The 15,190-nt window shown below is 46.1% G+C and carries 10 protein-coding genes and 1 pseudogene; all 11 read right to left on the reverse strand.

Annotated features, from left to right (window positions below; translation table 11 throughout):
• Positions 1-21 precede the first annotated feature (21 nt).
• The gene (locus RIG27_RS22030; protein WP_446348704.1) at positions 22-1,161 is read right to left on the reverse strand and encodes a nucleoside hydrolase; all 1,140 of its coding nucleotides are present in this window, start codon (positions 1,159-1,161) and stop codon (positions 22-24) included.
• Between the two features lie 378 nt (positions 1,162-1,539).
• Positions 1,540-2,274: a sterol desaturase family protein gene (locus RIG27_RS22035; protein ID WP_446348706.1), complete on the reverse strand. Its 735-nt coding sequence runs from the start codon at positions 2,272-2,274 to the stop codon at positions 1,540-1,542.
• 216 nt (positions 2,275-2,490) lie between these two features.
• The gene (locus RIG27_RS22040; RefSeq protein WP_446348708.1) at positions 2,491-3,114 is read right to left on the reverse strand and encodes a DUF928 domain-containing protein; all 624 of its coding nucleotides are present in this window, start codon (positions 3,112-3,114) and stop codon (positions 2,491-2,493) included.
• A gap of 370 nt (positions 3,115-3,484) precedes the next feature.
• Positions 3,485-5,726, reverse strand: a pseudogene (locus tag RIG27_RS22045) (CHAT domain-containing protein).
• A gap of 72 nt (positions 5,727-5,798) precedes the next feature.
• Complete coding sequence (locus RIG27_RS22050; RefSeq protein ID WP_446340608.1) at positions 5,799-6,083, reverse strand: hypothetical protein; 285 nt, start codon at positions 6,081-6,083, stop codon at positions 5,799-5,801.
• On the reverse strand, positions 6,064-6,267 hold the full coding sequence (locus RIG27_RS22055; RefSeq protein ID WP_446340607.1) for a hypothetical protein: 204 nt from the start codon (positions 6,265-6,267) through the stop codon (positions 6,064-6,066). The genes RIG27_RS22050 and RIG27_RS22055 overlap by 20 nt, the downstream gene beginning before the upstream one ends.
• 177 nt (positions 6,268-6,444) lie before the next feature.
• On the reverse strand, positions 6,445-9,246 hold the full coding sequence (locus RIG27_RS22060; protein WP_446348710.1) for a two-partner secretion domain-containing protein: 2,802 nt from the start codon (positions 9,244-9,246) through the stop codon (positions 6,445-6,447).
• Between the two features lie 194 nt (positions 9,247-9,440).
• Positions 9,441-10,214 carry a peroxiredoxin-like family protein gene (locus RIG27_RS22065; protein WP_446348712.1) on the reverse strand — a complete coding sequence of 258 codons (774 nt, stop codon included), beginning with the start codon at positions 10,212-10,214 and terminating at the stop codon, positions 9,441-9,443.
• Positions 10,215-10,470: 256 nt separating this feature from the next.
• Positions 10,471-10,965, reverse strand: a complete 495-nt coding sequence (locus RIG27_RS22070) for a hypothetical protein (protein ID WP_446348714.1) — start codon at positions 10,963-10,965, stop codon at positions 10,471-10,473.
• Positions 10,925-11,266 (reverse strand): hypothetical protein, encoded by a 342-nt coding sequence (locus tag RIG27_RS22075; RefSeq protein WP_446348717.1) that lies wholly within the window; start codon positions 11,264-11,266, stop codon positions 10,925-10,927. The genes RIG27_RS22070 and RIG27_RS22075 overlap by 41 nt, the downstream gene beginning before the upstream one ends.
• A gap of 592 nt (positions 11,267-11,858) precedes the next feature.
• A complete protein-coding gene (locus RIG27_RS22080) occupies positions 11,859-15,149 on the reverse strand; it encodes a PAS domain S-box protein (RefSeq protein WP_446348719.1) in 3,291 nt (1,096 codons plus the stop codon).
• Positions 15,150-15,190 lie beyond the last annotated feature (41 nt).

The following is a 15,190-nucleotide window of genomic DNA, read 5'->3' on the forward strand; positions in this document are numbered from 1 at the left end:
TTAAAAGCTAACGCCAATGACTCATTTCTGTAAATAGGAAAAAAGTTGAGCCTGGTTGAAGGGTAAATTATCGAAACTGGGTTTTAGCGAAACAAAAACATTCGGCGGTAAGTCAGGGACAACATAAGTTTGTCCTTGGGTGTCGCCAGGATCTGAAGTCGCATCTACTTCTATGTGCAGCGGTGTTTCCGGGGAAAAGTCGGGTTCAGCCATGTTGATAGCTGCCACTAAATCCCAGGCAGGGTTAGGATCATTACCACTTTGAATGATGGTTAAAGCGAAGTCTAAAAATTCCGATGCGATTTTGCTTTCTGGGGTTCCTGTCGCTAACCAAGCTTGTTGATCGTCTCGGGAAAAGGAGACTTCGTGGGTGGTGTCTAAGGAGGTCAACTGAATTTTTAATCCCTTTTCTCCAGCTTCAAAGACTTCTTTCGCCGCTAAAGGATCAACCCAGATGTTGAATTCAGCAACCTTATTGGTGGAAAAAGGTGGCTCAGGAACAACACCAAGATTGCCCGGTAGAAAAACTGCACCGCCCATAATGTCCAGGACAGAAATATTATCGATAATTGTCGGGTCGAGTCGCAGGGCTTCAGCAATATTGGTTAAAGAACCTGTAGCTAAGATAGTGACAGGTTCAGGAGATTTTTTGATGGTTTTGACAATCAGTTTAGCGGCTGGTTTGGTCTTGAACGAGGGAGCCGTATCGGGTAAGGTGACAAAGGGAGACCAAAAGGAAACCGCGCCGTCACGGATAAATTGGGGATAAGTATTGTTTCCGGCTAAAGGTTCAGACGGACCAATACCAATGGGAATATCGCTGACCCCTAATCGTCCTAGCATCCGCTCGAAATTGTCAATAAACGTGGCAGGATCAGCAATGCCTTGAGAAAGGGTAAGCGCTTTGAGCTCAAATTTAGGATTAGCCAGAAGATAAGCTAAGGCTGTCATGCCATCTTGGCTACCGTCATCATCAAAAATCAGCGGTTTTCGAGCGAGGGAAGCGTCAGCTATTAGTTGGCTCAAACCAGAGTTTTGGCTACAGCTTACGGGAGAGTGAAAAAAGCTGTTTGGCGAACAATTACTTTGAGCATTTGCCGGAAATGCAGCAACCCACATTGCCAGAATTATTGCCAAACAACAACCTAATATTTTTTTCATCAGTTATTCTTTATTCTCAGCATGAATTGGCAGGATTTTTATACGCTCAAAATTTGAGCGTACCAGAGCTAAGCATACTTGATGAGATAAAGATACAAAAATAAACAAATATCGATTAAATTTTAATAAAAATTAAGTGTTTCGCTTCAAACTGATACGTCTAGAGCGCCGGTCAAGTATTCCTAGAAACCGGGTTTCTCGTGAGGATGACAACGCCATATCAACCTTTGAGCCAAAGAAACCCGGTTTCTTGACCGATGTCCTAGACAAGAGAGCGATCGCAACAGGACAATGTAATTTGAGGGTTAAGGCGAGTAGAACAGAGCGATCGCATCTCTAACTCAGTTTTGTTATGTTTGAGAATGACATCCAAGGCAGTTAAGTACCGAGCAGCTTATCCCAGAATGTGAAGTATAATCCGTAGTGTACGGTGTACTGGCGATGATGTATCGAATGATAGGTTGCCCCGATAAACCACTTCCCCAGCCAGTGGTGAAGAAATGATGAGGGAAATAGCTCGAATCCCAGATGAGACACTACTGCCCATATTGTCATCGTAATCAGTGCCGCCGCCAAGGTGATGAAATGGAGCGGGACGATAAAGATTATAACGACAAAGAAGAGTGACTGTATAATTGCTTCTGGAAGGTCAAATGCGAAGGAACTCCAGGGGGTTGGTTCTCCCGAACGGTGGTGTCCAGAATGCATCCACTTAAACAGCCAAGGGTGGTGAAAAAGGCGATGGATAAAGTAAAAGTATGTATCCTGAAGGATAAGCACCGCCACAAAACTAACTCCTAGATACCATAGTCCATAGTCATAGGGGTTAGTATAGAGGAGCGTTACTCCCAAACCGTACTCTGATAAGATTAGCGCTGCACAAAAGGCAAAAACAATTGCCGATAAAACTGATAATAAGATATCATGTCTAATGGAATCATTCTTCAGTGGCTTCAGACGCAAACTGTTTTTGGCGAGGAACTTCTCCAGAATTACATAAAAGAGCCAGTAGGCTCCCCCAGCGATAAGAAAGTATCGGGCAAGAGTGACCCCAAAGAAGACAAAGTAGTAATACTCAAATGAGTGGTTGGTTAACTCGTTCGTAATTTGCAAGTTTCCTCCTTTGACGAATTGGAAAAACATAACCCCCCAGCCCCCTTCCGTGAAGAAAAAGCTTCGTCCTTACTCATCTCCCCTTCAAGGGGAGAACGAAAGGGGTGGCAAGGGGGAGCATCAAAGCCCCTCCAAATAAAAAATATATTCCGCTTCCCTCTCCTTGTAGGAGAGGCGTCGGGAGAGGTTCGGGGAGGGGGAAAGGGGAGGGAACGTCTACTGAATACTTTCCTCTCCATAAAAAGCGGCTCTATCCACAGGAGACCATGGCTGAAGTTTGCTGAGTAAGGCGGGATCAGGTTGAATGCGCTGAATTTGCCCTTCTACTTTAGGACTATCGGGTCGGAGGGATTGTCCGCAAATGAGTAAAAACGACCACTGATAGGTCTTGCCAATTTCCAGAGTTGGTGCATCAATGGGTAGTTTAAAGCTGACCAAACCTCTCTGGTTAGGAAGTAATACGGTTTTTTGGTAAAAATACTCTTCTGTTTCATCCTTGAGAATAAATACAGCGTTTTGAGCTACTGTTGGTGGGATGTAAACAAAAAATGTGGGACGTTCGGCTACCGTGAATCCATGATTTGTGGCTAATTGGAACGGTGTGACTGATGTTTCGAGATTACTGATATCGTTGGGACAGACACCACCATCCCGTGAGGCTCCCCCGGCTGAATCTTGGGGCGCTCCTTTCCGGTCGGGAATAAAGGTCGCACTGGCTGTTTCAGACAGGGGTATCGTTTCAGCACGTAATGGTACTGGTAAACTACTCACCAGGAGCAGCTTCAAGACAAGACCTACTGATAAAAATGCAAGAGGTTGAGGTGTATGTTTCCAAGCCATGATCAAAAACCCTCGTGAAGAAGAATGAGCTGTAGTGCATCACAGGGATTCTAAGCGGCATCCCATAACAGACAAACAAATAAGACTGGTATTATACTAAAATAATGACGATTTGTCTATTTATTTGTGAGCATACCAATTCCCTAGTCGAGCAACTGAAAGATGAGAGAGAAAGATTAGAGAGTACCTACCACCCTGGATGTGTCACCCCATTTAACATTTAGTTTTTATTGTAGAGTGTAGGGTCACACCCCTTATTAGTATTTAATACTAAGTATCGTATCATAACGTGTAATGAACCTTACCAATCAACATAAATTCTTTATTTTTGTAAATATGAGGTAATCGGCAACAGGGAAAAGGGTTTGAGTCAAAGCCAATTTCCGACTAAAACAAAGGGCGCCCAGTAAAAGGGATGCTGATAATTCGGTTGACGTAGAAGAGTGAGTTGAGCCTGACGCAGGGCTTGAGCTTTACTCACTTGAGATTGGGTGAGTTGTCGATAAAACTCAACCATCAACTGAGCCGTCGATTCATCATTAACTGACCATAAGGTGGCTAGAGTACTACGAGCGCCCGATCGCACGGCTAATCCAGCCAATCCCAACGCTGCTCGCTTGTCCCCTGTCGCCGTTTGGCAAGCACTGAGAACGAGCAGTTCAATCGGGTTGGTATTCTGTCGCTGTCTGACTTGCAGGAGTTGATCCAAATCTTTCACCTTGATGCGCCCATTCCAAGTGAGCAGAAATGTGTTCTCGGCTTTGGAGCTAAACTGCCCGTGAGTCGCTAAATGAACGATAGGAAACGGAGTTGCCTCAATTTGCTCTTGCAGCGTTTGATGGGTAAACTGTTGATTTAAAAAGACCTTAGTCGGAATTTGGGCAGCGATGTTTTCCACTTCCAACTTCACGGCGGGGAGAGCCGGAAAACCGTCCCGTGCCTCGGTGAGTCCAGCGGTTAAGGCTTTCAGTTGTTGGGGAAGGAGCGATCGCGGTTCGATCAGTTGTAATCCTACGGATAGCGCGATATTGTAGTTTTCGATCAGATACTGCTGTCCATCGTAGAGCGCCGCCATGGGCAAATTTCGCAACGCACCATCCAGAACAAAGACGAGGGTCTTAATCTCATTCTCTTTTAACTCCGGTTCAATCGGTTGTGTCTCCATATAAAGATGTCCCAATTGACCCAAGGCGTAAGACTCGGCTCTCTTATCATTAAGCTGTCTGGCTTGGTGGATCGCTCTAGCTAACAATTGTGCGATCGCGCGGGGAAACCCTTCAGAACCTTCGAGGGCATGGCGCGTGAGTGTGTAGGGGCGGGTTTAGGGATTTTCTGTTAGCTATTGATGGTAAAGTTTTGACAAAACCCGCCCTGACTAAGTGTTGAGATAACTCCCCCATCTCCCTCTGCTCCCCTGTACCTCTGCTCCCCTGCACCTGTACACCTCTGCTTCCCATTTTTATCAAACTCTCAGCGAAATTCACTTGAGCATAAACTGCCGCCCGATTTAGGGGTAAATTGGATAATTGAACCTGAATTTGGGGAACTAAAGCTTGAGCATCTGTCCAATTTCGAGTCTCAATCAACAAACTGAGTTGGTTAAGTTGGGCTTCAACTTGGCTCAGAGGACTGATTGCTATTGACGCGGCTTGTTGATAATAGGCGATCGCATCTTCAAATTCCTGTAACGCTCTAGCTGTATTTCCTAGGCTAAATAGCGTCGCACTTTGGTCAGATGCTGAATCGAAGCGCTGAGTTATTGCTAAACTTTGCGGCAAAACCTGTTGTGATTCCTCCAGATTACCCACCACTTGCAACGCGACGCCCAGACTGCGTAATCCGGCGGCTTTGAGTAAGGAATCGGGTTGAGTTTGGAGTTGGGTTTGCACTCGCTCTAAGGTAATCTGCGATCGCCGATAGAGTCCCAACGCTTGTAAAACTTGGGCTTGGTTAATTTGGCACCCAAATACACCCGTTTGATCCCCCGCCTCTTGATACGCCTGTTCTGCCTGTTTCCAGGTTTCTAAAGCCGCTTCCATTTGTCCTTGGGCATAGTGGAGACTGGCTTGAGTATTCAGCAGTTGAGCGAGAAGGCGTTGATGAGTGGGGGTGGGTTTGAGGAGATTAGCGACTAGATTTAAGCTTTGGGTAATCGTTTGTTCCGCCTCCTGCCATTGTCCCAACTCTTGATAGGCTAAGGAGAGATAACTTAAACTCAGGGCATAGTGAATGCGATCGCCTTGAGCTTGGTACCCTTGCATCGCCTGTTGCCAAACCCTAATCGCTTGCCAAAAGCGCCCCGCCGCATAGAGGGCTTTGCCTTGTTCGAGTTGAGTTAAAGCCTTGTCATTCTCCTGAACTGAGTTTATATCCTGTTCCCTGTTCCCTGTTAAGAGTTCCCTACTCAAGAATTGAGTCTGAGTTGATCCCGTCAGGGGTATCGGCGGATGCTGTGCTTGGGTGGGAAAAACCCAGGTTATCAGGAACAATGTGAGTAATCCTAACCCGATACAGCGACTGATAACCTTGAGACGTGAGGGGATTAGCGCTATTTTTTGAGTTCGCGATCGCCTGATAACTGTTTTCAGTCTGATGCGAGGCAAAAAAGTCATAATATCCAGTCCGCGCAGGCGGACGCAAGGGCAAGTGTAGCAGCGATTTTAATCGCCATGACAACAATGTGATTACTCATTTAAGCATATTGCTGATTTATACCAGGAACTGTGGGGAGTAACTTCAGGAACATGAGCCACTAACTCAACTTGACCTTGGGAATTAATAATCCATTTAATCGTTGGCGTAATCTGGACAAAACTATTCGCACCAACACTACCTAATTCAATTCGCCCTTGGGGTGCTGTCAAATGTCCTCCCGAAAACTGCAGTTCGCCACCAACTAAACCTAAGGTTTGAAGGGAATCTACCTGTAAGCCACCAGTTGATTGATTTTCAGTGGAATAGATTATCACCTACTCTTGTCCCTTGTTGAATCTCAGTGAGATTACCATTCTGAGTGACAACTGTATTTTTGGGCAATGTATCATCAGGTATAACCTGTGCTTGAGTCAGACTACTTGAAGCCAGCAAACCAACAAGCAGATTCCCTGTCAATAAAAGTGAAGTCAATAATTTTTGCTGAATAAAACTGTCCATCGGTGATTGTTGATTTAATTCGTTACTTAAGTAAATTGGAGTGAACGGAGTGAAATCTTTTCTGGACAACTCCACCCCCTTCAGTATCGGTGTAGGTTGGGTTGAACGGAGTGAAACCCAACAGTCTCAAGCCAAGGTTTGTTGGGTCTCGTACCTCGACCCAACCTACTGTTTTATTTAATAACAATGAGATGTTCTGGATGACTCTAGCCCCCTCAGTCTATTATTAGGCATATTCGCCACCAGTTCGATATTACCATCGTCATCAATAACCCATCCTTTAGCCTCCACAATAGAAGAACGGCGAGAGGTCAGGTTTTCCTCTGGCTGTATTTCCTCTCTTGACGAAGGAAATTGCTGTCGATTGTCTTCATGTTCCGTCTTCTCCAGATTTTCTTCATCCAAATCTACAGCTCGCAAATCTTGCCAAAGGGTGCGACCGCGCAAAATTTGGCTGGGGTCTTCGGGTAATCCACCGCGTCCCGTCACAACAAACGAGTTTCCGGTTTCAGCGACACAACCTGTGGCAATTTGATCACTGGGTTGAGTAAAGTTTTCCGGTAAGCGAACTAATCCCCGATTCGGGTCAATTCCCTGAATATTTAAAGTGACCAGACCATTAAATTGTGGTCCTAACTCTGATGTGGCAGTGATATCACTATTGGGAGTCAGTTCATCCCGAAACTGAGTACCAAAAATACCTTGAGCGGTAATACTAACACGACCGCCTCGACCTTGACGAGCATTAGCCGTGATGTCACTATTATCGATCGCGACTAAAGCATCGGTATTGATCCTGATATTACCCCCATCACTATTCTCGGTATTCGTGGTAATCCGACTATTGCGCCGCAGCAACAGATTCGAGGCGTCGAGTCGAATATTTCCCTCTGTCCCCGCCACTGTAGCGGCGCTGATTCCCCCTTGATTGTCCAGCCAAATCGAATCAGCAATAATATCCAAATTACCAGCAGCACCCGATGCAGTCCCCCTGACGCCAATTTCTGCGCCATCCCACACATTTAACCGTCCCGTTTGAATCTGCAAATCCCCCGCACCGCCTGCACCACTGGTATTGGCTTCAATCGCACTGGGTACGATACCATCACCAATGATGCCAAAGGAGACACGTTCGACACCGGGATCAACACCCGTCGCCACACCCGCCACTGTGACTGATTCCGTCGCATTAATCGTTAACATTCCGGCTGTACCTGCCCCCCCGGTGGCGGCGGAAATTTGAGCGCCATCTTGGACACTTAATCGGCGCGTAGTAATCATTAAATCTCCAGCGGGTGCTGTTCCTCCTTGTCCTTCTACGGTTAACAACGATGACGAGGTAAACAACCCACTCAAAAACCGACCATCAGCAGAAATTCCCCTCAAGTCCACTGTATCGGCGTTAACCATCAGATTTCCCCCTCGTCCCCCACCCGCCCCTGACGCTGAGATTTGTGACCCATCAGCAACAATGAGTTGACCTGTATTCAGCGTAAAATCACCCGCATCCCCCGCACCTAGCGTTGTTGTGAACAACCCGCCAGGAACAACAGCATCGGCTGGGGTTCCTCTGAGTTCTACCCCTTCAGCCGTTACGGTCAAATTCCCCCCCTCACCTTGACTGGTATCGCCAGGAGTGGTGCTTAAGGATGTACCCTCTAGCACTCGCAATTGATTTGTGGTTATGGTCAAATCACCTGCATTTCCTTGAGCGATGGTTCCTGTCGCTAACAGAGACCCACCCATTAAATCAGCAAACTCCGAAACGTTTAAGGTTAAATCGCCACCATCACCTCCAGCCAATGCGGTGGTTAAAATAGCCGCGCCGTTCTGCACAATCAATTGGTTGGTTTCAATGGTTAAATGTCCAGCATCCCCCTGTCCACGACTTACGCTAAATAAACCATTACTAGGATTAAGGGGATCAAATGTTCTGAATAGAAGCTGTCGTGAGGGTTCTAGAGGAGTTGTGCCAGTCACGTTCACTTGGTCAGCACGAATAGTTAGATGACCTCCTGTACCTGTACCAAATGTAGAGGTCGAAGCAAACGCACCGTGTTGCAATGTTACCTGATTTGCCTGAATATCAATCCCGCCGCCGTTCACATTACCGACGGTTTCCGCCACTAGGTTTGAGTGTTGAGTCAGGGTGACTTGTCCCCCCCGCACCCGAATTGCGCCACCCCCTAAACCACTGGTCTTGATAACTGTTGCATCGGTTAAGTCAATGATGCCAAATTGTTGTATATCGGAATAATCTAAGGCAAAACCTGGGGTTATTGGAGTTAGATGAACGAGTCCGGAACTGGTCACACTCCCCAATTCAATTCGTCCTTGTGGTGCTGTTAAATTAGCTTTGTTTAATAATAAATTTCCTCCTACCAGCACTAAGGTTTGACCGGGGTTTACTGACAGATTACTATTTGCTTGATTAATAATTGGTGCTGGATTTTTACCAAACTGTAAGCCAATGGGTACGTTAATGGTGAGCAGGGGGGGGAGTTGGGGATTGGTGGTGCTGAATTCACTGCCATTGGGAAAAATAATACTGTTGGCGGTACTGGCTAAAAAGGAGCCACCGATATTGAGTTGTGCATTCGCACCAACTATAATTCCGTTGGGGTTAATCAGGATTAGGTTAGCGGTGCCATCTGCGGCAAGGATGCCATTTATGATGGATGTCTTGTTGCCTGTGACACGGCTGATAATAGTTTCTATGTCTAGGTTTTGGGGGGTCAGTTTAAAGATGGCTTGGGAGTTGGTAGGAATAGAAAATTCCTCAAAACTGTGGAGAAGATGATTTCCGGTTCTGATTCCGCCTTGAATCTCACTATTGGTAATGTTTGTGTTGGTTGAAAAGTTATCGTTATCGGGGATTATTTGGGCATTGGCTGTGCTGATGAAGATGAGAAGGCTGAGGAGAAGATTGCTTGGAATCCAGAGGAAATGGTAATTGGGTTTGGGAAAACAATAGTTCATGATTGGGGTATATCTTTGAAGGAGTAGAGACGTAGCATGCTACGTCTCTACATCGGGGCGGGTTTAGTCACATCTGGGTGAGGTAAAAAATGATAATAGTAAAACCAGCTCCTACATAAAACTTTCTTTCTTACTCAATCACCAATTGTCTGTACTTGTATTCCGGAATCGATGCGAGCTACCCTTCTACCCTTTTACCCTATTTCATCTAAAAATGATAAGGGACGGCTCATGTTGGCAGCAAAGCCGAGAATTGCGCGATCGCGATGTTCATACAGTAGCTTCCCGTCTGCGTCAAATAGGAAGGTTGCACCTCGCTGTGTCATATAAGCGGGATTGGGGACATAGGTTTTCCAATGGCTTAACACTTCTACCATATTCCGTAGTCTCAAAGTGGCGAGTTCAAAGGGGCGCTGATATCCACTTCCGCCAGCGAATTGAAAAAATGAGCCTTTGAGAGGGGGTAAGGGTTTCGCCTTGACAACTTCCTCATCGCCAATAAGCTGAGGTGCGTTGTGATCGCCCCGATAACCGCGAAACACTTCGGCGAGTGTACCTGGGCTACCAATCCCCGCACACATTAAAAGTAGATTTAACCAGGCGGTTTGCGTGGTAGAGAGTCCCGGAAGTTTGAAATTTAACCCAGGATAGAGGTTAAGCTGGCGATGCAATTGAGCCTCTGGATCAACAAACAACCATTCCGCCGGAAATCCGGTATACTGACAAAGCTGTTTTCCTGAATCCAGATTGCCAATCCCCACGGCGCGAATGGCGATTCCCTTCCCTTGCAACTGTTCAGCTTCTCGCTGTAACCAGAAGGTATATTCGAGCGTGTCAAAGTCACCCAGTTGAGACCAAACGAGTACCAGGATACGGGGCGCATTCTCGCAGTTTTCCAGGAGCGATCGCGTCATACCATCGCTGACTCGTTGGCGTTGAGTTTGATGAATAATAGCGTAGGGATTCATGTTAGGCAAAACTGTTATGAGTAAAGGTTTTTGTGCCAGTGATAACAACAACTGATGTTTATACCACAATTGTTTATTATCTCCGACACCAAGACGCTGTGGAAGCCTATCTTAGTAATAATCATGAAATTGCTGAGTGATGAAAAGTGCTATGTACGACTCTGACAAAAAAAATTGGGAGATACGTTGCATCTCCCGCTTGGTTCGATTAGACTAATATGCAGACTAAGAAAGACTAAAACATCAGACGAAATATCTAGGCGGCGACAAAGATGTCATTCGTGTTATTGGCAAATGTGCTAGCAGACTGCCAACTCACGGTGGCTAACAAGTCGCTGCCTTGATAGATTTGGGCACCATTTGCACTATCAGCGAAACTCAACGCACTAACATCACTGACGATTAGAGAAGTCTGACCAAGCTGGAAGTTATTAATCACATCGTATCCAGCTCCTTCTGAGAGGACAACCTCGGCATCACCGTTACCCAGCCAGATGGTATCATTGCCAACACCACTATCAATGTAGTCAGCGCCATTGTTGGCACCATTGGCGTAAATGATGTCGTCGCCCTCGCCACCAAGAATATGATCAGGACATGAACCACCGTAGATTAAGTCATCACCACGACCACCGATAAGGGTATCTCTACCGCCATTTCCGTAAAGGGTGTCATTACCTGCGCCACCATTGAGATAATCCGTAGCAGAACTACCATACGGCAATGTGATAGGTTTCGCCAGCAGTTGCATTCAGTAAAACTTCACTTTGGAAGCCAATACCACCGTCATCATTTTGAGCAACTGTGGTTAAGCTGTTAACAGCGTTACCTGTAAAGACGCTCAAGTAAGTGTCGTAGTTACTGCCATTTGTATCAATCGTGAATTGACCCGATGAAGGTGCTGTCCAAGACCACCAGACTGAATCAGTACTTCCACTTTGAGAGGGTTCACCTATCTCCCCAGTGGCTCCCACACTCGTTCCCGTGGTACTGACTGAAGCACCGCTCAATTGAATGCTATCTACAAAGTTGTCATTGATAGGATTAGACATTTATTTTTACTCCGTGAATTAATTACGTTTTTTTTTGTTGCTTCGGTGTAGTCTACGAGGAATTACGTAAACGACTGTGTTCTTGAGGTTCGTTTCGCTGCTTTTCTCTGACCACAATTTAACTATAACCGTGTTTTTACGGAGATTAATAAAGTTAAAATGAACTTTCTATAAAGCTTTTGTGAAGTTAAAACGTTCATAAAAACAGAAAAGCTCCCCCTCAGGGAGAGCTAATTTCTCTACCTAAAAACTTGCATTACAATTAATCGAGAAAGGACATTTCTTTCTCTAATTTGCTAACAATTAACCTCAAGGATTCACCCTTATAGTTAACCCTGTAGAGTTAGCAATAATTTAAGTTTTGTAACAATGTTGACAGCTTTATTTGGGATGAGTTGGCATGATTAGATAAAGTGCTTGGCTCAAAATTTAGGGTTCTCTAGTATTCAGTTTTATCAGCCAATGGCGCTCAATGGGTGAAAAATCCGGAGAGTTTGCCAACTCTTCAAAGTTGTCAGGAAATCTTTACAGACGTTTCATAGAATCAGCCTGGAAGGGGATTGACAAATAGACGTAATTAAGGTAAAGCTACTCATTTATTTCTCTGTTCAACTAACCGGGCGATCGCTTGGATCAAATCATTGGGGTCAATAGGCTTTGCCAGATGCTGCTGAAATCCGGCGGCTAGGGCTTTTTGCTGATTGGATTCCCCTGCATACGCCGTTAATGCGATCGCAGGTATCTGGGCTTGGGTTGAGGACATGCCCCGAATCTGTTGCAGTAAACCATACCCATCCATCTGGGGCATACCAATGTCACTCACCAGGATATCCAGGGTTAACTGGTTAAATTGTGACAACACTTCCTCGGCTGATGCCATTGTGATCACTTCTGCTCCAACTTGTTGTAAGATAATCCCAATTAGTTCTCGTGTGTCTGGCTCATCATCGACAACTAAGATGCGTATCCCTTTCAGAGCAGGGGTATTTGGCTTTTCTAAACCATCCTGGGCGTTATGTCTGATTCGTTGCTTTTTATCTGGGAGTAGGGCTAATCTGACAGTAAACGTTGCCCCCTGTCCTTCCCCTGGGCTTTCTGCCTGGATTATGCCACCATGTAAATCCACAAGATGACGCGCGATCGCGAGTCCTAATCCTAATCCCCCAAATTGGCGAGTCATGGAACTGTCCGCCTGACGGAAATAGTCGAAAATATGAGGAAGAATATCGGCAGAGATTCCGATACCTGTATCGCTTACCGTAATCTGGGCAAACTCATCCACCGCCATCAATGTCACCTCAACCTGTCCCCCGGATGGAGTAAACTTAACCGCGTTGGAGAGTAAATTCCACACCACTTGTTGTAACCGCCCAGAATCACCCTCAACCAAACCCACCTTACTGATAAAATGAGTCTGAATTTGAATCGATTTCGCCTCCGCCGCCAACTGCACTGTCTCAATCGCCGCTTTAATTGTGATCGCTAAATCAAGCCGATGACGAGTCAGAGACACTTTTCCGCGCAGAATTCGGGCAACATCGAGTAAGTCATCCACTAACTGAATTTGAATCGTGGCATTGCGTTCAATGGTTGCCAATGCCTTATCGGTTGCGGCTTGATCGAACTGACGAGTGCGGAGTAACTTTGTCCATCCTAGGATAGGATTCAGGGGAGAACGCAACTCATGAGACAAAATCGCCAGAAATTCATCTTTAATCCGGTTGGCGGATTCTGCCTCTTTACGAGCGGCGCGTTCTCGTGCTAGAAGTTGTTCATGCTCCCGTTCTGCCTGTTTGCGTTCGGTGATATCCACGAATGCGCCAATCACGCCGCGCACCTCACCAGAGTCGTGGTACAGGGGAATGGCTTTGCCATAGATGAAGCGCACTGTGCCATCCTCAAAGACAAATTCTATTTCATCAATCACCTCTTGCCCGGTTCTAGCCGCACGTTGCATCGGTAAGTCTTGGGAGAGATATTCTTGTCCGTTTTTATATTGTTTAAAGGGCAGGGGATAGGAACCCTCAACAGGAGTTGCAGTTGTCACTGAACCTAGTGGCATCCGCATTAAATTGTACGCCGTTCGGTTAGCCGTCATCTGATGACAGTCAGGATCATGGGCAATCCAAAGCGCCACTGGGGTAATTTCCATTAAGGTTTCTAACTCTTGCACTCTGGCGTGGGCAAAGGCTTCACTCATGCGTAAGGCGGCTTCTACCCGCTTGAGTTCAGAAATCTCCATGACGGTAACACCGACTCCCAATAGTTCACCATCGGGTAAGCAAACCGGAAAGTGATTGGCTAAAGCATGGCGATAAACACCCGGTTGAACTTCACAACTAAACTCAAAGTTCAGCCTCGGTTGCCGAGTCTGTAAAATCTGATGCAGCATGGGGGCAAATTCAGGTGCCATCTGTGGCACTACCTGCCAAAGAGTACGACCTAAATGTTGGCTCAGGGGTACGCCATTCATCGTGGCTAAGGCTTCATTGGCATAGAGATAGCGTAAGTCATGGTCAAAAAAGGCTATGCCAATGGGGGAACTGGCAATAAAGGCATTGAGAACGGTTTCACTTTTCCGCAGTGCTAACTCGGCTTGTTTTTGTTCGGTAATATCGCTAAAGGAAATGGCGACGCTATCGTCTAACTTGACTGCCATGTTGCGAAACCAGCCAACAATTCCCTCGGATTCGTAGCGCACTTCGATATCATGGGGTTCTCCGGTTTCTACGACGTTGACATAGCGCTCAAATAAGTCACTATTCCTTTGATTTCCCGGCAGGATATTAAGTAGGCGTTGACCGACTAACTCGGAAACCGAATGATGTAGCATTTTTGCCGCCATGGGATTGACATAGATCCACTCAAAATCAATAATTTTTCCGGCTGAATTGCGAAGGCTTTTTAGAATAGTAACCCCATCTAAGGAAAGATTTTGGGCAACCCGAAATCGTTCTTCACTGCGGCGTAGGGCTGTCTTTTCCTGTTTACGTTCAGTAATGTCTCGACAGATGGATTGAACGGTGGGCAAACCATCCAGCATAAATAGGGTGGAACTGACTTCAACGGGAATTTTTTGACCGTCTTTGGTGCGATGTACTGATTCGACAACCACTCGTTTCTCTTGCAACAATTTCTGGAAACTGAGGTTAAAATCAGCTAAGGGGAAGTCCACTACATCCGCAATCGATAGGGTGAGGAGTTCTTGTAGGCTATAGCCTAACCGTTTACAGGCTTGTTCATTCACCTCAATTAATTGTCCTGGTTGATTGTCAGCCGTGAGGGGATAAACGAGTACCCAATCTTCCATGCCATTAAATAATGTGCTGAAGCGCTGTTCTCTCTCCCGTAAGGCGGCTTCTATTTGTTTGCGATCGCTAATATCGATGGTGCTACCAATCACCCGAATAGGATGTCCTTGATCATCTCGTGCCACCACCAGTCCTTGATCCAAGATAGGAATATAGTGATTGTTTTTGTGGCGAACCCGATATTCGACTTGATAGGAGTCTCCCTGACTCAACGCCGTGGCTGTCTCCTGAGCCATTCGTTCCACATCATCGGGATGGATGCGATCGCGCCACCAGTCACAGGTGGGTTTGGCTTCGCTGAGAGAATAGCCTAAAATACTGGTGAGTCCATCCGTTCGTTCTACCCGATTCTTGGTCATCTGCCAATCATAAATGAGCGCATTCACGGCTCGGGCGGCGAATTGGAATCCTTCGTTAGCCAGATGTAAGCCAACTTCAAGCTGGCGCGTTTCTCGTTCCTGCGCCAGTTGCTGTTCATAGTGATTAACCTTGTCCTCCAACTCGCCCACTTGTTGTTGTAATGCCACAATTTGAGCCAGAAGGGTGTCGGGTTCATTTTCTTCATTTTTCATAGGTTTAACTCCTTCTGACCAAATCTGTAATGACTCAAACT

Source organism: Coleofasciculus sp. F4-SAH-05, from assembly GCF_040222985.1.
In the GTDB taxonomy this organism is placed as follows: Bacteria; Cyanobacteriota; Cyanobacteriia; order Cyanobacteriales; family Coleofasciculaceae; genus Coleofasciculus; species Coleofasciculus chthonoplastes.

What these genes read in the sequence shown, in the direction of transcription:
- RIG27_RS22040 (WP_446348708.1), bottom strand. Translation starts at nt 3,114, where the DNA reads ATGGCTTGGAAACATACACCTCAACCTCTTGCATTTTTATCAGTAGGT.
- RIG27_RS22080 (WP_446348719.1), bottom strand. Translation starts at nt 15,149, where the DNA reads ATGAAAAATGAAGAAAATGAACCCGACACCCTTCTGGCTCAAATTGTG.
- RIG27_RS22030 (WP_446348704.1), bottom strand. Translation starts at nt 1,161, where the DNA reads ATGAAAAAAATATTAGGTTGTTGTTTGGCAATAATTCTGGCAATGTGG.
- RIG27_RS22070 (WP_446348714.1), bottom strand. Translation starts at nt 10,965, where the DNA reads ATGCAACTGCTGGCGAAACCTATCACATTGCCGTATGGTAGTTCTGCT.
- RIG27_RS22060 (WP_446348710.1), bottom strand. Translation starts at nt 9,246, where the DNA reads ATGAACTATTGTTTTCCCAAACCCAATTACCATTTCCTCTGGATTCCA.
- RIG27_RS22065 (WP_446348712.1), bottom strand. Translation starts at nt 10,214, where the DNA reads ATGAATCCCTACGCTATTATTCATCAAACTCAACGCCAACGAGTCAGC.
- RIG27_RS22055 (WP_446340607.1), bottom strand. Translation starts at nt 6,267, where the DNA reads ATGGACAGTTTTATTCAGCAAAAATTATTGACTTCACTTTTATTGACA.
- RIG27_RS22075 (WP_446348717.1), bottom strand. Translation starts at nt 11,266, where the DNA reads ATGTCTAATCCTATCAATGACAACTTTGTAGATAGCATTCAATTGAGC.